14 protein-coding genes, 2 tRNA genes and 1 other RNA gene are annotated in these 18,626 nt (G+C 51.2%); 9 read left to right on the top strand and 8 right to left on the bottom strand.

Annotated elements, in window-relative coordinates; translation table 11 throughout:
- Positions 1–21: 21 nt before the first annotated feature.
- Both narL and narX read right to left on the bottom strand, forming a co-directional pair.
- On the bottom strand, positions 22–672 hold the full coding sequence (narL, locus tag OGX92_RS16725) for a two-component system response regulator NarL (RefSeq protein ID WP_003833392.1): 651 nt from the start codon (positions 670–672) through the stop codon (positions 22–24).
- Positions 665–2,461, bottom strand: coding sequence for a nitrate/nitrite two-component system sensor histidine kinase NarX (narX, locus tag OGX92_RS16720; protein ID WP_286586849.1), 1,797 nt, complete (start codon positions 2,459–2,461; stop codon positions 665–667). The genes narL and narX overlap by 8 nt, the downstream gene beginning before the upstream one ends.
- A gap of 340 nt (positions 2,462–2,801) precedes the next feature.
- Here narX and OGX92_RS16715 point away from each other — a divergent pair, with 340 nt between their 5' ends.
- From OGX92_RS16715 to narI, 5 genes are all read left to right on the top strand, one after another.
- Positions 2,802–4,193, top strand: a complete 1,392-nt coding sequence (locus OGX92_RS16715) for a NarK family nitrate/nitrite MFS transporter (protein WP_003833390.1) — start codon at positions 2,802–2,804, stop codon at positions 4,191–4,193.
- A gap of 515 nt (positions 4,194–4,708) precedes the next feature.
- A complete protein-coding gene (locus tag OGX92_RS16710; RefSeq protein ID WP_008784960.1) occupies positions 4,709–8,452 on the top strand; it encodes a nitrate reductase subunit alpha in 3,744 nt (1,247 codons plus the stop codon).
- Positions 8,449–9,987, top strand: a complete 1,539-nt coding sequence (gene narH / locus OGX92_RS16705) for a nitrate reductase subunit beta (protein WP_003833388.1) — start codon at positions 8,449–8,451, stop codon at positions 9,985–9,987. The genes OGX92_RS16710 and narH overlap by 4 nt, the downstream gene beginning before the upstream one ends.
- A complete protein-coding gene (gene narJ, locus OGX92_RS16700; protein WP_003833387.1) occupies positions 9,984–10,694 on the top strand; it encodes a nitrate reductase molybdenum cofactor assembly chaperone in 711 nt (236 codons plus the stop codon). Before narH ends, narJ begins: the two co-directional genes overlap by 4 nt.
- The gene (narI, locus tag OGX92_RS16695; RefSeq protein ID WP_003833386.1) at positions 10,694–11,371 is read left to right on the top strand and encodes a respiratory nitrate reductase subunit gamma; all 678 of its coding nucleotides are present in this window, start codon (positions 10,694–10,696) and stop codon (positions 11,369–11,371) included. The genes narJ and narI overlap by 1 nt, the downstream gene beginning before the upstream one ends.
- Before the next feature lie 346 nt (positions 11,372–11,717).
- On the opposite strand, the gene OGX92_RS16690 is transcribed toward narI, so the two are convergent.
- The 5 genes from OGX92_RS16690 to OGX92_RS16670 all read right to left on the bottom strand — a co-directional run bounded on the left by OGX92_RS16690 (position 11,718) and on the right by OGX92_RS16670 (position 13,606).
- Positions 11,718–11,848, bottom strand: a non-coding RNA gene (locus OGX92_RS16690) — RtT sRNA.
- A 44-nt stretch (positions 11,849–11,892) separates the two neighbouring features.
- A tRNA-Tyr gene (locus OGX92_RS16685) sits at positions 11,893–11,977 on the bottom strand.
- Between the two features lie 34 nt (positions 11,978–12,011).
- Positions 12,012–12,096, bottom strand: a tRNA-Tyr gene (locus tag OGX92_RS16680).
- Positions 12,097–12,252: 156 nt separating this feature from the next.
- Positions 12,253–13,095, bottom strand: coding sequence for a formyltetrahydrofolate deformylase (purU, locus tag OGX92_RS16675; protein WP_003020737.1), 843 nt, complete (start codon positions 13,093–13,095; stop codon positions 12,253–12,255).
- 55 nt (positions 13,096–13,150) lie between these two features.
- Positions 13,151–13,606, bottom strand: coding sequence for a YchJ family protein (locus OGX92_RS16670; protein ID WP_003833385.1), 456 nt, complete (start codon positions 13,604–13,606; stop codon positions 13,151–13,153).
- Between the two features lie 111 nt (positions 13,607–13,717).
- On the opposite strand from OGX92_RS16670, the gene rssA reads away from it, so the two are divergent.
- The 3 genes from rssA (at position 13,718) to galU (ending at position 16,846) form a co-directional block, all read left to right on the top strand.
- Positions 13,718–14,629, top strand: a complete 912-nt coding sequence (gene rssA, locus OGX92_RS16665) for a patatin-like phospholipase RssA (protein ID WP_003833384.1) — start codon at positions 13,718–13,720, stop codon at positions 14,627–14,629.
- A 90-nt stretch (positions 14,630–14,719) separates the two neighbouring features.
- The gene (gene rssB, locus OGX92_RS16660) at positions 14,720–15,733 is read left to right on the top strand and encodes a two-component system response regulator RssB (protein WP_003833382.1); all 1,014 of its coding nucleotides are present in this window, start codon (positions 14,720–14,722) and stop codon (positions 15,731–15,733) included.
- Between the two features lie 204 nt (positions 15,734–15,937).
- Positions 15,938–16,846: a UTP--glucose-1-phosphate uridylyltransferase GalU gene (gene galU / locus OGX92_RS16655; RefSeq protein ID WP_003020727.1), complete on the top strand. Its 909-nt coding sequence runs from the start codon at positions 15,938–15,940 to the stop codon at positions 16,844–16,846.
- Positions 16,847–16,982: 136 nt separating this feature from the next.
- Here galU and hns read toward each other — a convergent pair whose 3' ends face one another.
- Positions 16,983–17,396 (bottom strand): histone-like nucleoid-structuring protein H-NS, encoded by a 414-nt coding sequence (gene hns, locus OGX92_RS16650; RefSeq protein ID WP_003020723.1) that lies wholly within the window; start codon positions 17,394–17,396, stop codon positions 16,983–16,985.
- A gap of 610 nt (positions 17,397–18,006) precedes the next feature.
- Between hns and tdk the strand changes: the two genes are divergently transcribed.
- Positions 18,007–18,624 carry a thymidine kinase gene (gene tdk / locus OGX92_RS16645; protein WP_286586848.1) on the top strand — a complete coding sequence of 206 codons (618 nt, stop codon included), beginning with the start codon at positions 18,007–18,009 and terminating at the stop codon, positions 18,622–18,624.
- Positions 18,625–18,626 lie beyond the last annotated feature (2 nt).

Below are 18,626 nucleotides of genomic sequence, written 5' to 3'. Positions count from 1 at the left end.
CAATGAAGCATCAACGCGTTATCAGAAAATGCGTTCCTGATGTACCCATACCGCGGCTTCGACGCGTGATTTGAGCTTCATTTTCTTCAACATATGCTTCACATGGACTTTTACCGTACTTTCAGTGATGTCCAGACGACGGGCGATCATCTTGTTCGGCAGCCCCTGGGCAATGAGCTTGAGAATGTCGCGCTCACGCGGTGTCAGTTGGGTGACATCACGGTCCGACGTTGCACGATTAGCACGCAGGCTGGCGGCCAGAACCGGCGTTAAGGCTTCACTCAGCACCATTTCACCGGCCGCTGACTGCTGTAAGGCTTTGAGTAAATCTTCAGGCTCCATATCTTTCAGCAGATAACCGTCAGCACCGCGTTTCAGTGCGGTAACTACGTCTTCTTCATGATTGGATACGCTAAACACAACGATACGGCCCGACAGTGACTTTTCACGCAGCTTATCGAGAGTTTCCAGGCCGTTCATGCCGGGCATGTTGAGATCAAGCAGGATCAGATCGGGATCAAGGGATTCAGCCAGCTCGATACCCTGCTCACCATTGCTGGCTTCGCCGACAACGGTAATATCGGGCGCCATGCTGACAAGCTGTTTTACACCGGTTCGCAGCATCGGATGATCGTCGATCAACAGGATGGTTGCCGGTTCCAGATTACTCATGGGTATCTCCTTGGACTTCTGTGAAGTTTGTTTCGGGAATAAAAGTGACAGCAACTTCAGTACCGCCCGTCTCGCGACGGCGTACGCGGCAATCGCCGCGCAAGCTCTGCGCACGGTCGCGCATTATAATCATGCCGTAGTGGTTACTGCGTTCGGCGTTTTCCGGTACGCCGCAGCCGTTATCTTGCACTGTTAGTTTGACCTGCTTGCCATTTTGCACCACCGTCACGACCACTTCATTGGCCTGAGAGTGTTTAAGTGCATTACTCAGGGCTTCGCGCGCAATTTGTAGCAGGTGAATCGCCTGATGCGAAGGGACCAGGCGTGGCGGTAGCTGATAATCCAGCTTAACCGTAAATCCAAAACGGGCGCTGTACTCCTGACAGCTGGCTTCCAGCGCCGGCCGTAATCCAGGTTCTGTGAGCTGTAAACGGAAGGTGGTTAACAGCTCACGCAGTTGTGCCCACGAAGCATTCAGCTCGTTACGAATCTGGCTGAGCAACTCGCGACAGTTATCTGAAAGCGCATCGCCCTGCATCTGCAAACAGCTAACCTGCATCTTCATACAAGAGAGCGATTGTGCAATAGAATCATGAAGTTCGCGTGCAATGGTGGCACGCTCTTCCATCACGATCAACTGCTGCTGACGCTCCTGATGTCTGTCGAGCGCGAGCGTTGCGGTCAGTTGCTCAACCAGGGTATCAACCAGTTGCTGCTGATCGTGGCTGAGATGGCGTCCGTTCGGCAAGGTGGCGAGCAGAATACCATACTGGGTATGCGCGTCGGTCAGCCGCCATTTCAATGTGATTCCGCCGTCAATCGCGGGCAGCGTTCCGCGAGGACAAAGATGGCAACCTTTCTCATCACAGCTGGCATTGGACTGACAGGTAAATTCCTGATGATTGTCTTCATCTTCCAGGTCGTAAACCCGGAGTTCAATATCATGCAGCAAGGTCAAATTTTGCAGACCATTCAGTACCGGAGAGAGGCGTTCGCACAACGGCACCTGAGAGTGCAGGCGGCGGTTGGCTTGCCACAGAAAAGAAAGGATCTGATTTTTGTGCTCCAGACCCGCCGTTTTCTCCTGTACCCGCTGTTCCAGCACGGCGTAACTTTCGGCCAGTTCTTCCGACATATTATTCAGTGCCGAGCCCAGAGCGGCCATCTCATTACGCCCGCTGATACGCGCGCGTTGGGTAAAATCACGTTGGCTGACGGCTCGCGCCATCGCCAGCAGCTGTTTCCACGGCTCTAACAGGCGCACGCGCAGCCAGATAATGGTGAAAACCAACAGCAATGCCATAAATATGGCCATCAGGCGATGCAGCAGGACGACGCGTTCAATGCGTAATTCAGTGGTATGGTCAAAGGCGGTAACCAGCTTATCCAGACCGCCTACAAAGCGTGTCACATCCTGCGCTACCGCATCAGGCGTTTGCGCATGCGCAAGCCCCGGCGCCAGTTCAGTGTGCCAGTAATCCTGTAGTGCTTTTAACTGCGGCTGTTGTCCGTCTCGCTTTGCGGCACGCGTCAACTCCGGGCTAAACGCCGTTTTCTCCATTTCATCCAGAAGCGGTTGATCGCTAGCGTCCAGCGGTACGGCTGCCAGCAGGCGATAACTCTGCATGCGCAGCGATCCCGCTTTGTTGATTGCATGGGCGCTACCCTGAACGCCCTGAACCAGCCAGCCGGAGACAGCCATACCCGCCACGCCGATGGCTGTGGACAATAAAACAATCAGCGCCACCTGGTTGACCAGCGTAAGCGGGGAGAGACAACGTTTAAACATGGTGACTTGTTCCTTCGGGTTTTCGTCGAACAGAAAACCTTATTGAATGACGATTCTGCTGCAGGCAGTGGCGTTATTCTCGGCGATACACTGGAGTATACCCATACCTCAAACGGGCTACCTCTTAATTGCCAGTGGAGGGAGAGATCCTGGGCGAGGGGGAGTAGGGGGCGACAGAAGCGTGAAAAACCACATCTTTTTTACCGAAGTTATGTACTCATTTAGGGTAATGATAAATTTTAGGCATGAATAATGACACCTTTTCCTTTGATTTATATCAACTTACCTCCAGCTGTAAACCCTAATGTTGCAGGCATCGAAACAAGTATCAGAGGTGTCTATGAGTCACTCATCTGCCCCGGAAAGGGCATCTGGAGCTGTAATTACCGAATGGCGGCCGGAAGATCCCGCCTTCTGGCAGCAGCGTGGTCAACGAATCGCCAGCCGTAACCTGTGGATCTCCGTCCCTTGCTTGCTGCTGGCGTTTTGCGTGTGGATGTTATTTAGCGCCGTGGCGGTGAACTTACCGAAAGTCGGATTTGATTTCACCACTGAACAGCTGTTCATGCTGACGGCATTACCTTCTGTGTCCGGCGCGCTGCTGCGTGTTCCGTACTCCTTTATGGTTCCCCTGTTTGGTGGACGTCGCTGGACAGCGTTTAGCACCGGTATCCTGATTATTCCTTGCGTATGGTTAGGTTTTGCGGTGCAGGATACTTCCACGCCGTTTAGTACCTTTATTATTATCTCTCTGTTGTGCGGTTTCGCCGGTGCGAACTTTGCGTCCAGCATGGCAAACATCAGTTTCTTCTTTCCAAAACAGAAACAGGGTGGTGCGCTGGGTCTGAACGGTGGCCTGGGCAACATGGGCGTCAGCGTGATGCAGTTGGTTGCGCCGCTGGTGGTTTCACTGTCAATCTTTGCCGCATTTGGTAGCCACGGGGTTGAACAACCGGATGGTACGCAGCTGTATCTGGCAAACGCCGCATGGATTTGGGTACCGTTCCTTGCGGTGTTAACGCTGGCTGCATGGTTTGGTATGAATGAACTGGCAACCTCAAAAGCGTCGCTGAAAGAGCAATTGCCGGTGCTGAAACGTGGGCATCTGTGGATTATGAGCCTGCTATATCTGGCAACCTTCGGTTCATTCATCGGTTTCTCTGCCGGTTTTGCCATGTTGTCAAAAACGCAGTTTCCTGAGGTACAGATCCTGCATTACGCCTTCTTTGGACCGTTGATTGGCGCGCTGGCTCGTTCAGCGGGCGGCGCAATCTCTGACCGTCTGGGCGGAACCCGTGTAACGCTGGTGAACTTCGTGCTGATGGCAATTTTCAGTGCCTTACTGTTCCTGACGCTGCCATCAAACGGCGTTGGCGGCAACTTTATCGCCTTCTTCGCGGTGTTCCTGGCATTGTTCCTGACGGCTGGTCTGGGGAGTGGTTCAACCTTCCAGATGATCTCCGTTATCTTCCGCAAGCTGACGATGGACAGAGTGAAAGCTGAAGGCGGTTCAGAAGAGAAAGCAATGCGCGAAGCAGCAACAGACACTGCGGCAGCGTTGGGCTTTATCTCAGCCATTGGTGCGATTGGCGGCTTCTTTATCCCGAAAGCATTTGGTACGTCTCTGGCGTTAACCGGTTCTCCGGTCGATGCGATGAAAGTATTTCTGATCTTCTATGTCGCTTGTGTGGTCATCACCTGGGCGGTGTACGGACGTCATTCTAAAAAGTAAAAAAGCTGTATACACATAATCATTCGAACTGCATCAAGGCGGCAAGTGAGGATTCCCCAGGAGCTTACTGAAGTATGTGACTGGGGAGAACAAGCTCAGCCAACGCAGAAGCCGTTTGAATGATGACGTGTAGGTTGATTATCCATTGCGCGGTGTTAGACCGCGCTTTTTTTTATCTGTAATTAGTTACAACATACTTAGGCATTGTGAAATGACAACAGCCTGTGAGAACGGTACTCGCAATATGCTAAGCAGGGGGGATACCCCTTAATACCCACTTATAAAGAATTTAACATTTGTATGATAAGTGAATTTTTTAAAATCCTTTAAATTCAAAATATTACGTTAAAAAACAATATCCCACTTTGGGGGTATGTAAAAACCAACCTTCATTTTTCATCCCTGCATGCCTTGATCGTTATCAATTCTCACGCCCTTTCAGAGCGTTACCTTCGCTCTCAATCAAGCAATGTCGATTTATCAGAGAGCCGTCAGGCTCCTACAGGAGAAAACCGATGAGTAAATTCCTGGACCGGTTTCGCTACTTCAAACAGAAGGGCGAAACCTTTGCCGATGGGCATGGCCAGCTTCTCAATACCAACAGGGACTGGGAGGACGGATACCGCCAGCGTTGGCAGCATGACAAAATCGTGCGTTCAACCCACGGGGTAAACTGCACGGGCTCATGCAGCTGGAAAATCTATGTGAAAAATGGTCTGGTGACCTGGGAGACCCAGCAAACTGACTACCCACGCACGCGTCCAGATATGCCTAACCACGAGCCTCGCGGCTGCCCACGTGGTGCAAGCTATTCCTGGTATCTCTACAGCGCTAACCGTCTGAAATACCCGCTGATGCGCAAACGTCTGATGAAGATGTGGCGTGAAGCAAAAAGACTGCACAGCGATCCGGTAGACGCATGGGCATCCATCATCGAAGACGCCGACAAAGCAAAAAGCTTCAAACAAGCGCGCGGTCGTGGTGGGTTTGTTCGTTCTTCCTGGCAGGAAGTGAATGAACTGATTGCTGCATCTAACGTTTACACCATCAAAACCTATGGCCCTGACCGCGTTGCAGGCTTCTCTCCGATCCCAGCGATGTCGATGGTTTCTTATGCTTCCGGCGCACGCTATATGTCGCTGATTGGCGGTACCTGCCTGAGCTTCTACGACTGGTACTGTGACCTGCCGCCGGCTTCCCCGCAAACCTGGGGCGAGCAAACCGACGTACCGGAATCTGCCGACTGGTATAACTCCAGCTACATTCTTGCATGGGGCTCTAACGTACCGCAGACCCGTACTCCGGATGCACACTTCTTTACTGAAGTTCGCTATAAAGGCACCAAAACGGTAGCTATTACTCCGGACTACGCAGAAATTGCCAAACTTTGCGACCTGTGGCTGGCACCGAAGCAGGGAACCGATGCGGCGATGGCAATGGCGATGGGCCATGTCATGCTGCGCGAGTTCCACCTCGATAACCCGAGCCAGTACTTCACCGACTATGTTCGTCGTTATACCGACATGCCAATGCTGGTGATGCTCGAAGAGCGTGACGGCTACTATGCTGCTGGTCGTATGCTGCGTGCGGCGGATCTGGTCGACTCTCTGGGCCAGGAAAATAACCCAGAATGGAAAACCGTCGCTATCAACAGCAACGGCGAAATGGTTGCGCCAAACGGTTCAATTGGCTTCCGTTGGGGCGAAAAGGGCAAATGGAACCTTGAGCAACGCGACGGTACGTCCGGTGATGAAACTGAACTGCAGCTCAGCCTGCTGGGTAGCCAAGACGATATCGCTGAAGTGGGCTTCCCGTACTTTGGCGGCGAAGGCACCGAGCACTTCAGTAAAGTAGAGCTGGAAAATATTCTGTTGCACAAACTGCCGGTTAAACGCCTGCAGTTGGCCGATGGCTCTACCGCGCTGGTGACCACCGTTTACGACCTGACCATGGCTAACTATGGCCTGGAACGTGGTCTGAACGACGAAAACTGCGCGACCAGCTACGATGACGTGAAAGCGTACACGCCGGCATGGGCAGAAAAAATCACTGGCGTATCTCGCTCTCAGATCGTGCGCATTGCCCGTGAATTTGCGGATAACGCCGATAAAACACACGGTCGTTCGATGATCATCGTCGGTGCGGGCCTGAACCACTGGTACCACCTCGATATGAACTATCGTGGCTTGATCAATATGCTGGTGTTCTGCGGTTGTATCGGTCAGAGCGGCGGCGGTTGGGCCCACTATGTCGGCCAGGAAAAACTGCGTCCGCAAACCGGCTGGCAGCCGCTGGCGTTTGCTCTTGACTGGCAGCGTCCGCCTCGTCATATGAACAGCACTTCCTACTTCTATAACCACTCCAGCCAATGGCGCTATGAGACGGTTACTGCGCAGGAACTGCTTTCCCCGATGGCAGACAAATCCCGCTACAGCGGTCATTTGATTGATTTTAACGTTCGCGCTGAACGTATGGGCTGGTTGCCATCTGCGCCGCAGTTAGGGACTAACCCGCTGCGTATCGCCGAAGAAGCGCAGAAAGCAGGTATGACGCCGGTAGATTACACCGTTAAATCCCTGAAAGAAGGTTCAATTCGCTTTGCGGCAGAGCAGCCGGAAAACGGTAAAAACCATCCGCGTAACCTGTTTATCTGGCGTTCTAACCTGCTCGGTTCTTCCGGTAAAGGCCACGAGTACATGCTCAAGTATCTGCTGGGTACTGAACATGGTATTCAGGGCAAAGATCTCGGCCAGCAGAGCGGCGTGAAGCCTGAAGAAGTGGAATGGCAGGATAACGGCCTGGACGGCAAACTGGATCTGGTTGTCACGCTGGACTTCCGTCTGTCGAGCACCTGTCTGTATTCCGACATCGTGCTGCCGACCGCAACCTGGTATGAAAAAGACGATATGAATACCTCGGACATGCATCCGTTTATTCATCCTCTGTCTGCGGCCGTTGACCCGGCCTGGGAATCAAAGAGCGACTGGGAAATCTACAAAGCCATCGCCAAGAAATTCTCTGAAGTTTGCGTGGGTCATCTCGGTAAAGAAACCGACGTCGTTACGCTGCCAATTCAGCACGACTCTGCCGCAGAACTGGCACAACCGCTGGACGTGAAGGACTGGAAAAAAGGTGAATGTGACCTGATTCCTGGTGTTACCGCACCGCACATCATGACCGTTGAGCGTGATTATCCAGCAACCTACGAGCGTTTCACCTCCATCGGCCCGCTGATGGAAAAAATCGGTAACGGCGGTAAAGGGATTGCCTGGAATACCCAGAGCGAAATGGATCTGCTGCGTAAGCTCAATTACACCAAGGCTGAAGGTCCGGCAAAAGGCCAGCCTTGGCTTAATACCGCAATTGATGCAGCCGAGATGATCCTGACGCTGGCGCCGGAAACTAACGGTCAGGTAGCCGTTAAAGCCTGGGCTGCGCTGAGTGAATTTACCGGTCGTGACCATACGCATCTGGCGCTGAATAAAGAAGACGAAAAAATTCGCTTCCGCGATATTCAGGCGCAGCCGCGCAAAATTATCTCCAGCCCGACCTGGTCAGGACTGGAAGATGAACACGTGTCTTATAACGCCGGCTATACCAACGTTCACGAGCTGATCCCATGGCGTACGCTGTCTGGTCGCCAGCAGTTGTATCAGGATCATCAGTGGATGCGTGACTTTGGTGAAAGCCTGCTGGTTTACCGTCCGCCAATCGACACCCGTTCGGTGAAAGCGGTGATCGGCGAGAAATCTAACGGTAACCCGGAAAAAGCGCTCAACTTCCTGACGCCGCACCAGAAATGGGGTATCCACTCCACTTACAGCGACAACTTGCTGATGCTGACGCTGTCACGCGGTGGCCCGATTGTGTGGATGAGCGAAGTCGATGCGAAGGATCTGGGAATCGAAGATAACGACTGGATCGAAGTCTTCAACAGCAACGGTGCGCTGACGGCACGTGCAGTTGTCAGCCAGCGTGTACCGGCCGGGATGACCATGATGTACCACGCGCAGGAACGTATCGTTAACCTGCCGGGTTCAGAAATCACCCAGCAGCGTGGTGGGATCCACAACTCGGTGACCCGTATTACGCCGAAACCGACCCATATGATCGGCGGCTATGCGCAGCTGGCCTACGGCTTTAACTACTACGGTACCGTCGGTTCAAACCGTGATGAGTTCGTAGTTGTACGTAAGATGAAGAACATTAACTGGTTGGATGGCGAAGGCAATGACCAGGTACAGGAGAGCGTAAAATGAAAATTCGTTCACAAGTCGGCATGGTGCTGAATCTCGATAAGTGCATCGGCTGCCACACCTGTTCAGTGACCTGTAAAAACGTCTGGACCAGCCGTGAAGGTATGGAGTATGCCTGGTTCAACAACGTCGAAAGTAAGCCTGGCGTTGGCTTCCCGAACGACTGGGAAAACCAGGAAAAATGGAAGGGCGGTTGGATCCGTAAAATCAACGGCAAACTGCAGCCGCGCATGGGTAACAAAGCGCTGCTGTTGGGTAAAATCTTTGCTAACCCGCATCTGCCGGGCATGGATGATTACTACGAGCCGTTTGATTTTGACTACCAGACGTTGCATAACGCCCCGGCAGACAGCAAAGCACAGCCAATTGCTCGTCCACGCTCGCTGATCACCGGTCAGCGAATGGATAAAATCACCAGCGGTCCGAACTGGGAAGAAATTCTGGGCGGTGAGTTTGAAAAACGCGCCAAAGACCAGAACTTCGAAAACATGCAGAAGGCGATGTACGGTCAGTTCGAAAACACCTTCATGATGTACCTGCCGCGTCTGTGTGAGCACTGCCTTAATCCGGCGTGTGTGGCGACCTGTCCGAGCGGCGCTATCTACAAGCGTGAAGAAGATGGCATCGTGCTGATCGACCAGGACAAGTGCCGCGGCTGGCGTATGTGTATCACCGGCTGCCCGTACAAGAAGATCTACTTCAACTGGAAGAGCGGGAAATCTGAGAAGTGCATCTTCTGCTACCCGCGTATCGAAGCCGGTCAGCCGACCGTTTGCTCCGAAACCTGTGTAGGTCGTATCCGTTACCTCGGCGTACTGCTGTATGACGCAGATGCGATCGAAAGTGCAGCAAGCACCGAGCACGAGAAAGATCTGTACCAGCGTCAACTGGACGTGTTCCTCGATCCAAACGATCCGGCTGTTATTGAACAGGCGCTGAAAGATGGTATTCCGCTGAGCGTCATTGATGCCGCACAGCAGTCTCCGGTTTACAAAATGGCGATGGACTGGAAGCTGGCGCTGCCGCTGCATCCGGAATACCGCACACTGCCGATGGTCTGGTACGTGCCGCCATTGTCACCGATTCAGTCAGCTGCTGATGCGGGCGAGCTGGGCAGCAACGGTATTCTGCCGGATGTTGACAGCCTGCGTATTCCGGTTCAGTACCTGGCGAACCTGCTGACCGCAGGTGACACCCAACCAGTACTGTTGGCGCTGAAACGTATGCTGGCAATGCGTCACTACAAACGTGCGGAAACTGTTGACGGCAAAGTTGATACCCGTGCACTGGAAGAGGTGGGCTTAAGCGAAGCACAGGCACAGGAAATGTATCGTTACCTGGCAATCGCGAACTACGAAGATCGTTTCGTGGTACCGAGCAGCCATCGTGAACTGGCGCGTGACGCGTTCCCGGAGAAAAGCGGTTGTGGCTTTACCTTCGGCGACGGTTGCCACGGTTCTGATACTAAATTCAATCTGTTCAACAGCCGCCGCATCGACGCTGTCGATGTGACCAGCAAAACGGAGCCGCACCAATGATTGAACTCGTCATTGTTTCGCGTCTGCTCGAGTACCCGGATGCTGCCTTGTGGCAGCATCAGCAGGAACTTTTCGATGCACTCGCGTCATCTGAGAACCTGGATAAAGAGGATGCCCAGTCCCTGGGCGTTTTCCTGCGCGATCTAACCGCGCAGGACATGCTGGATGTGCAGGCCGCCTACAGCGAACTGTTTGACCGTGGCCGCGCGACATCGCTGCTGCTGTTTGAACATGTTCACGGTGAATCCCGCGATCGCGGTCAGGCTATGGTTGACCTGATGGCACAGTATGAGCAGCACGGTTTGCAGCTCGACAGCCGCGAACTTCCCGATCATCTGCCGCTGTATCTGGAATACCTTGCGCAACTGCCGAAAAGCGAAGCGCTAGGTGGCTTACAGGATATTGCGCCGATTCTGGCGCTGCTCAGCGCTCGTTTGCAACAGCGTGAAAGCCGTTATGCGGTGCTGTTCGATCTGCTGTTAAAACTGGCGAATACCGTTATCGACAGCGATAAAGTGGCTGAAAAAATTGCGGATGAAGCCCGTGACGATACACCACAAGCGCTGGATGCGGTCTGGGAAGAAGAGCAGGTGAAATTCTTCGCCGATCAGGGGTGTGGCGAGTCGGAAATCTCCGCTCACCAGCGTCGTTTTGCCGGGGCCGTTGCGCCGCAGTATCTGAATATCACCACCGGAGGACAGCAATAATGCACTTCCTGAATACGTTCTTCTTTGACATCTATCCGTACATCGCGGGTTCTGTCTTTCTGATCGGCAGTTGGCTGCGTTATGACTATGGGCAATATACATGGCGTGCGGCTTCCAGTCAGATGCTGGATCGCAAAGGGATGAATCTGGCGTCAAACCTGTTTCACATCGGGATCCTGGGTATCTTTGCAGGGCACTTCCTTGGCATGTTGACGCCGCACTGGATGTATGAAGCCTGGCTACCGCTTGAAGTGAAACAAAAGATGGCAATGTTTGCGGGCGGTGCCAGTGGCCTGATGTGTCTGATTGGTGGCGTACTGCTGCTGAAACGTCGTCTGTTCAGCCCACGCGTGCGGGCCACCACCACCGGAGCGGATATTCTGATCCTCTCACTGCTGGTGATCCAGTGTGCGCTGGGCCTGCTGACCATTCCGTTCTCCGCCCAGCATATGGACGGTAGTGAGATGATGAAGCTGGTGAACTGGGCGCAGACAGTGGTGACCTTCCAGGGCGGAGCGTCTCAATATCTGGATGGTGTTGCGTTCATTTTCCGTATGCACCTGGTGCTGGGTATGACGCTGTTCCTGTTGTTCCCATTCTCGCGTCTGGTACACATCTGGAGCGTCCCGGTCGAATATCTGACACGCAAATACCAGATTGTTCGCGCGCGTCACTAATTGTATATTTGAGAATGACAAAACCCTGCTTCGGCGGGGTTTTTTTATGCCTGTTTGCCGGATGGCGGCGCAAGCGCCTTATCCGACCTACGAAGGTATCAGCGAGTGCTGTAGGCCTGATAAGCGTAGCGCAGCAGACAAATAGCGGGCACGTATCGAGTTTGTAGGCCTGATAAGCGTAGCGCAGCAGACAAATAGCGGGCACGTATCGAGTTTGTAGGCCTGATAAGCGCAGCGCAGCAGACAAATTGGGGGCACGTGTCGAGTTCGTAGGCCTGATAAGCATAGCGCATCAGGCAAATAAAGGGCATTGCAGAGGAATTGAGTGTGTTGCTTTATGAAGTGATGGTGGTGGGGGAAGGATTACTCAGCGCAGTGCGCTTCGCCCTTCGGGTCGTTGCCTGCGGCAACGCTTTCTCGCTACGCTCGAATCGAACCTTAGTCGAAGCTTCTCATCCTTCCCGCATGGGCAGAATATGGGGCATTAGAGATTGATTTGCTGTTGGTGCTTTATGAAGTGATGGTGGTGGGGGAAGGATTCGAACCTTCGAAGTCGATGACGGCAGATTTACAGTCTGCTCCCTTTGGCCGCTCGGGAACCCCACCAGGGGTAATTCAAATTGTAGGCAGTGCTAGAAGATGGTGGTGGGGGAAGGATTCGAACCTTCGAAGTCGATGACGGCAGATTTACAGTCTGCTCCCTTTGGCCGCTCGGGAACCCCACCACGGGGTAATGCTAATTACTGGCCTGCTTCCGTTGGAAGCGGGGCGCATCATATCAAATGATGCGCCCCTGTAAAGCATTCCGTTGATAAAAAAGAACTGGTTGCCTGATTTTTACACGTAAAGATGTAAAGGTAACCAATTAACTTATCAATCGATTACAGAATAATCGTTCGGTTACCGTAAACAAAGACGCGTTGAGCCAGAACCTGATACAGCGCACGGCTTAATACATTTTTTTCAACGTCGCGACCCGCGCGCATCATATCTTCGGCAGTATAGGTGTGATCAACATGGATCACGTCCTGCATAATGATTGGGCCTTCATCGAGGTTATCATTCACGTAGTGGGCCGTCGCGCCGATGATCTTCACGCCACGCTCATAAGCTTGATGGTACGGACGAGCACCAATGAATGCTGGCAGGAATGAATGGTGAATATTGATAATTTTATTCGGAAAGCGTGAAACAAATGTCGGGGTCAGAACGCGCATGTATTTAGCCAGCACGACATAGTCCGGCTGGTGGGCGTCGATAGCATCAGCCATTTTCTGATCATGTTCGTCACGTGTTAAACCTTCATGGCTCACCAGCTCAAACGGAATATCAAACCGTTCAACCAGAGGACGCAAGGTCTCGTGATTGCCGATCACCGCGGCGATTTCAACATCCAGCCCGCCATAATTGGCCTTCATTAATAAATCGCCCAGGCAATGCGCTTCCTTGGTGACCAAAATGACGATGCGGCGGCGGCCTGCTGGGGTTAATTCACGAATCGAGCCTTCAGGTAAGGCGCTGTCCAGATCGGCAAGCAGCGTGACGTCGTTAAAAATGCCCTCCAGTTCGGTGCGCATAAAAAAGCGTCCGGTACGGTGGTCCACAAACTCATTGTTCTGCACGATGTTCAGTTCATGCTTGTAACAGATATTCGTAATGCGCGCGATCAGACCTTTTTGGTCCGGGCAAATAGTACGCAGCACTTTTCGTTGTAATGAATGCATTTGCAGCGGTGATCCTGTTGAGAATGTTTGCAAAATTGATACTGTCGGGCGTTGATTAGCCGCAGCACTTTTTAAATTTTTTACCTGAGCCACAAGGGCAGGTATCGTTTCGTCCAATTTGAGGGCGTGTACCATCTATATAGTACCACTGACCGTTTTCTTTTAAAAAACGAGAGCGCTCGATAATTGCACCTGTTTTACCTTGTTCAGAAAACCGTGCGACAAAACTGACATAGCCGATATTTTCTGTGTCTGCCGTCTCTTGTTCAAAAACGGTCAGTCCAAGCCATTCGGTATGAGTAAATCCTGCGATAATGTCGTCGCGAAACTCGGCCGCATGACAATTCGGATGCCAGGTCCTGATAAGGTAATCTGCGTCTTTCATCACAAAAGCACAGTAACGAGAACGCATGAGGTGTGACGGCGTAGGTGCTACTTGCGCGCCGGACACATAACGGTAGCAACATAGGCTATACTCGACAGCGCTACCACAGGGACAAAGCTGAGACACAAAGTACTCCCTGGAATATAAAAACGGCGTAAAAACGCCAGAGTGGCACTATGTTAACTGAGCGGTAGCGATGTTGCTACGTCTGCAAGCCAGGGGAAGTTTGTACGTATAATGAGAAAAATAAAAATTGGGCTGGCGCTAGGTTCCGGCGCGGCGCGAGGTTGGTCGCATATTGGCGTTATTAAAGCCCTTAAGCATATGGGTATTGATGTTGATATCGTGGCAGGGTGCTCCATCGGTTCGTTGGTTGGCGCTGCCTACGCCTGCAATAAGCTGCCTGCTCTCGAAAAGTGGGTCTGTTCTTTCAGCTATTGGGATGTTTTACGGTTGATGGATCTCTCGTGGCGCAGGGGAGGTTTATTGCGCGGTGAACGGGTATTCAATCAGTACCGTAATGTGATGCCGGTAGAAGCAATTGAGCAATGTACTCGCCGTTTCGCAACAGTGGCCACCAATCTGAGTACGGGTCGGGAACTTTGGTTCACCGAAGGTGATTTACATCTGGCTGTCCGGGCCTCCTGCAGTATTCCTGGCCTGATGTCACCTGTGGCGCACAATGGTTACTGGCTGGTCGATGGTGCGGTGGTGAATCCTGTCCCTGTCTCCCTGACTCGCGCGTTGGGGGCCGATATTGTTATTGCGGTCGACCTGCAACATGATGCGCATCTCATGCAACAAGATTTACTCTCCTTCAACGTCAATAGCGATGCCGAATCGGGTGATGATGGTGACGAACTCTCATGGCATGCCCGTCTGAAAGAACGCTTGAGCAACATTACGGCCAGGCGTGCAGTAACTGCGCCCACGGCGATGGAGATTATGACGACGTCTATTCAGGTTCTGGAAAACCGACTGAAACGTAACCGCATGGCCGGTGACCCTCCAGACATTCTGATTCAGCCGTTTTGTCCACAAATATCCACGCTGGATTTTCACCGCGCCAGTGCGGCAATTGCTGCCGGGCAGTTAGCGGTCGAGAAGAAAATGGATGAGCTTCTACCCCTGGTGAAAACCAACGTCTAACGCATTTTTTATCAACACTTAAGCTAATTCTGACAGGCGTGAGTGGCAATAGCATGCCACTATTTATTAAAGCCAGTCAGGGGGGAGAATATGACGCAGCCATTGGTCGGAAAACAGATTCTTATCGTTGAGGATGAGCCGGTATTTCGCTCACTCATGGACTCATGGTTTTCCTCTTTGGGAGCGACAACGGCGGTAGCTGGTGACGGACTTGAAGCACTGGACTTGCTTGGGCATTTTAAACCCGACCTGATGATCTGCGACCTGGCTATGCCAAGAATGAACGGTCTCAAACTGGTTGAGTATTTACGCAATCGTGGCGATCAGACCCCGATACTGGTGATTTCTGCGACGGAAAACATGTCCGACATAGCCAAAGCGCTACGACTCGGTGTGGATGATGTCCTGTTGAAGCCGGTGAAAGACCTTAATCGCTTGCGAGAAACCGTCTTTGCCTGTCTTTATCCCAACATGTTTAATTCACGCGTGGAAGAAGAAGAACGGCTGTTTCGCGACTGGGATGCGATGGTGGACGATCCTGCTGCTGCTGCGAAGTTGCTAAAAGAATTACAGCCTCCAGTGTCGCAAGTGCTCTCGCACTGTCGCATTAACTATCGACAATTGGTGGCAGCCGACCAACCGGGGCTGGTGTTGGATATTGCGCCGCTGTCGGATCATGACCTTGCATTCTATTGCCTTGATGTGACGCGGGCAGGGGATAATGGCGTGCTGGCTGCATTATTACTGCGAGCGCTATTTAATGGTTTACTGCAGGAGCAACTGACACAACAAAATCAACGGTTGCCAGAGCTAGGTACGTTATTGAAACAGGTAAATCATTTGTTGCGGCAAGCCAATTTACCAGGGCAGTTTCCCTTGCTGGTAGGGTATTACCACAGCGGATTAAAAAATCTAATTCTGGTATCAGCAGGGCTGAATGCGACATTAAATACCGGTTCCCACCAAGTGCAAATCAGCAATGGCGTTCCGCTGGGTACCTTAGGTAATACGTATCTTAATCAGCTGAGCCAACATTGTGAGTCATGGCAATGCCAGATTTGGGGGGCGGGAGGTCGCCTGCGCTTGATGTTGTCTGCGGAATGAACAATTGAGAGGCGTGCAAATGAAATTGGTTCACCCTCCCCATGTTGTGAGTGCTACTATCAGCGCCAGATTTATTCGTATTTATCTTAATTATACCGACGCGCGTCCTTTTCAGACCAGAAGCTTGTCGCTGTACTGATATACTCGGATGCGATACAGAATGATGAACACGTTCAATACATGAACAGTCCAGGAGAGTTTTAAATGGCTGCCCTTAATTCAAAAGTCAAAAAAGCCGTTATCCCAGTTGCGGGATTAGGAACCAGGATGTTACCGGCTACGAAAGCAATCCCGAAAGAGATGCTACCGTTGGTTGATAAGCCATTAATTCAGTACGTCGTAAACGAATGTATTGCTGCGGGCATCACTGAAATTGTACTTGTAACTCACTCGTCTAAAAATTCCATTGAAAACCACTTCGACACCAGTTTTGAACTTGAAGCGATGCTGGAAAAACGTGTAAAACGTCAGCTGCTGGAAGAAGTGCAATCTATTTGTCCGCCACATGTGACTATTATGCAGGTGCGTCAGGGGCTGGCTAAAGGTCTGGGCCACGCGGTATTGTGCGCGCACCCTGTGGTTGGCGATGAACCGGTAGCTGTAATCCTGCCGGACGTAATTCTTGACGAATACGAATCTGATTTATCCCGCGACAACCTTGCCGAAATGATTCATCGTTTTGATGAAACAGGTAGCAGCCAGATTATGGTTGAACCGGTAGAAGATGTTACGGCTTATGGCGTTGTGGATTGTAAAGGCGTTGAATTATCCCCGGGCGAAAGCGTCCCGATGGTTGGCGTGGTTGAAAAACCAAAAGCTGATGTTGCGCCTTCTAATCTGGCCGTTGTGGGTCGTTACGTTCTTAGTGCCGATATCTGGCCTCTGCTGGCTAAAACCCCTCCGGGAGCGGGTGATGAAATTCAGCTGACAGATGCTATCGATATGCTGATTGAAAAAGAGACGGTTGAAGCTTATCACATGAAGGGCAAAAGCCACGACTGTGGTAATAAACTGGGCTATATGCAGGCGTTCGTTGAATATGGTATTCGCCATAATACTCTCGGCGCCGAATTTAAAGCCTGGCTGGAAGACGAGATGGGTATTAAGAAGTAACCTTCTGGTATTATCTGGTCAGAACGGCGCTGTATTAACAGCGCCGTTTTTTTATACCTAATCCGGGTAGGTTTGAGCGAAGTACCGGTAAAAAAAATCCCGCCAGTGGCGGGATTTTAAACAAACTATTTCTGAATTATTCCTTGATCAGGAAATCGTCCAGTTGTTTACCTTGTTCTTCCATCGCTTTTTTGATCACTGCCGGTGTACGACCCTGGCCAGTCCAGGTTTTAGTTTCACCGTTTTCGTCAACATAGCTATATTTAGCCGGACGTGCAGCGCGCTTAGCTTTGGTGCCAGATTTAACAGCAGCCATGCTATTCAGCAATTCGTTCGGATCAATGCCGTCAGCGATCAGCATTTCACGATATTGTTGCAGTTTACGAGTACGTTCTTCAACTTCAGCAGCAGCAGCGCTTTCTTCTTCGCGACGCTCGCTAACTACAACTTCTAATTTTTCCAGCATTTCTTCAAGCGTTTCCAGAGTGCATTCTCTTGCCTGCGCACGAAGAGTACGGATGTTGTTCAGAATTTTAAGTGCTTCGCTCATTGTAGTAATCTCAAACTTATATTGGGGTGGTTTGTTGAGCTAATAATAGAGCGATAAATTCAGTTGTGCAATAGCCAGGAATGTAAGGAATTCAAAATTGCGCTTTATTTAGTATCAGAATTAATTCTCCTGTCTTAAATTCCCCATGATGTTGGGCATAAAAAAGGCTTATTGGCGAGGGGGCTTCACAGCGGCTGAGAGTAAAAATTCAAGATTCAGGTCACATTTTATGGTGTACAAATAGTATCTCTTTGCAGTGATTTCAACCTTTTGTATTAGTTTTGCTTACGTGAATTCGCTAATACATGGCGACAGTAGGTAGATTCAATAACAATATGGGAAGGGGTTCTTTATTGCCGTATGATGATAAGTGACATTGATAAATTTCATGAGCACTATTTGTGAAAGAGTGTGTATATACGCGTCCGAGCTCAGGCTGTTTGGTCGATGGTTGTATGCTCTCTCACTACCCGTTACTTAAATTCAGGTGGCACTGTGCGAGCTTGCCCGCTCATTTATACGCCTTGGCGGCCAACGCTACACCGACATGTTCGTGAAATATGATACAATCCAGCCCATATTTATTTCCCCGGGTGAGGGCCTTCGGTCAATGGCACAACTATATTTTTACTATTCTGCAATGAACGCAGGTAAGTCGACTGCATTGTTGCAATCTTCGTACAATTATCAGGAACGTGGGATGCGTGTCGTTGTATATACAGCGGAAATTGATGACCGTTTTGGTGCTGGAAAAGTAAGTTCACGTATAGGTCTGTCGTCACCTGCAAAATTGTTTAACCAAAATTCATCATTGTTCGAAGAGATTCGCGCCGAGAATGCGCAGCAAAGAATTCACTGTGTACTGGTCGATGAGTCTCAGTTTCTGACCCGACAACAGGTTTATGAATTATCTGAAGTTGTCGATCAACTGGATATTCCTGTTTTGTGTTACGGCTTACGCACTGATTTTCGTGGTGAGTTATTTGGTGGCAGCGAATACCTGCTTGCGTGGTCAGATAAACTGGTTGAATTAAAGACCATTTGTTTCTGTGGCCGTAAGGCCAGCATGGTATTACGCCTTGATCAGGCTGGAAGACCTTATAACGAGGGCGAGCAGGTGGTTATCGGCGGGAATGAACGCTATGTGTCGGTATGTCGTAAACACTACAAACAAGCGCAGTCTGAGGGCTCTCTGACGGCGATACAAGAACGACACAGCCACGATTAACC

The sequence above is a fragment of the Citrobacter sp. Cpo089 genome (assembly GCF_030332695.1).
Lineage (GTDB): Bacteria > Pseudomonadota > Gammaproteobacteria > Enterobacterales > Enterobacteriaceae > Citrobacter > Citrobacter portucalensis.
Note: the sequence above shows the minus strand (reverse complement) of the source record. Positions and strands in the feature narration are given on the sequence as shown.

Coding starts and splice junctions, on each gene's coding strand:
- narL (WP_003833392.1), bottom strand. CDS start 672: ATGAGTAATCTGGAACCGGCAACCATCCTGTTGATCGACGATCATCCG.
- narX (WP_286586849.1), bottom strand. CDS start 2,461: ATGTTTAAACGTTGTCTCTCCCCGCTTACGCTGGTCAACCAGGTGGCG.
- OGX92_RS16715 (WP_003833390.1), top strand. CDS start 2,802: ATGAGTCACTCATCTGCCCCGGAAAGGGCATCTGGAGCTGTAATTACC.
- OGX92_RS16710 (WP_008784960.1), top strand. CDS start 4,709: ATGAGTAAATTCCTGGACCGGTTTCGCTACTTCAAACAGAAGGGCGAA.
- narH (WP_003833388.1), top strand. CDS start 8,449: ATGAAAATTCGTTCACAAGTCGGCATGGTGCTGAATCTCGATAAGTGC.
- narJ (WP_003833387.1), top strand. CDS start 9,984: ATGATTGAACTCGTCATTGTTTCGCGTCTGCTCGAGTACCCGGATGCT.
- narI (WP_003833386.1), top strand. CDS start 10,694: ATGCACTTCCTGAATACGTTCTTCTTTGACATCTATCCGTACATCGCG.
- purU (WP_003020737.1), bottom strand. CDS start 13,095: ATGCATTCATTACAACGAAAAGTGCTGCGTACTATTTGCCCGGACCAA.
- rssA (WP_003833384.1), top strand. CDS start 13,718: ATGAGAAAAATAAAAATTGGGCTGGCGCTAGGTTCCGGCGCGGCGCGA.
- rssB (WP_003833382.1), top strand. CDS start 14,720: ATGACGCAGCCATTGGTCGGAAAACAGATTCTTATCGTTGAGGATGAG.
- galU (WP_003020727.1), top strand. CDS start 15,938: ATGGCTGCCCTTAATTCAAAAGTCAAAAAAGCCGTTATCCCAGTTGCG.
- hns (WP_003020723.1), bottom strand. CDS start 17,396: ATGAGCGAAGCACTTAAAATTCTGAACAACATCCGTACTCTTCGTGCG.
- tdk (WP_286586848.1), top strand. CDS start 18,007: ATGGCACAACTATATTTTTACTATTCTGCAATGAACGCAGGTAAGTCG.